Here is a 747-nt window from a genome sequence, read left to right as displayed (position 1 = left end):
TCAGCGCAGTCCGGCGAAGAGATCGTTCTCGGGTACGTCCGCGCCGGTGGCGTCCTGGACTCGTACGAAGGTCTCCATGCCCATCAACTCGCCGAACCTCTCCTTGCCCATCTTGAGGAAGAAGATGTTCTCGCCCTGACTGGCGTGCGCGGCCAGCGCGTCGAACTTCTGACCGCTGTACGCGGTGGTGTCCACCCAGGTGGTGATCTCATCGTCGGGAAGGCCGATCTCGGCCATCGCGGCGGCCTCGGCAGGATCCGGCTCCGGCATGTCCGGATGAAACTCGCGCATGATCTCCCCGAACCGCTGCATCCCCGAGCGGGGCATCGTGGTCCAGTACACCTTCGGTGTCAGCGCGGTCATCTCCAGCGCCGCCATCGTGATGCGGTGGGCCTGGATGTGATCGGGATGGCCGTAGAAGCCGTTCTCGTCGTACGTGACGACCACGTCAGGTCGGTAGTGCCGCATGAGTTCCGCGAGTCGGGCCGCGCCTTCCTCCACCGGGGTCTGCCAGAAAGATCCGGGGGCGTCGTTGCTCGGCCAGCCCATCATCCCGGAGTCGGCATAGTCCAGCATTTCCAGATCGCTGACCTTCAGGACGTCACAGCTCGCCTCGAGTTCCTGACGGCGCATCAGAGCGACCGCCGCCGGATCATGCCCGGGATCGCCCGGCTTGACGCCCCCCGGCCCGTCACCGCAACCGCCGTCGGTACACGTCACGAGCACCGTGCGGACGCCTTCCGCCGC

General features: G+C 66.1%; 1 protein-coding gene. It reads right to left on the bottom strand.

The genetic code is table 11. The features are described from left to right. Positions 1-747 (bottom strand): PIG-L family deacetylase (locus RM812_RS41985; RefSeq protein ID WP_311586260.1); only part of this gene is annotated, 747 nt, incomplete at its 5' end.

The organism is Streptomyces lancefieldiae (assembly GCF_031845825.1).
GTDB lineage: Bacteria > Actinomycetota > Actinomycetes > Streptomycetales > Streptomycetaceae > Streptomyces > Streptomyces lancefieldiae.
The sequence above is the reverse complement of the archived record's forward strand: the minus strand, read 5'-3'. Positions and strand labels throughout refer to the sequence as shown.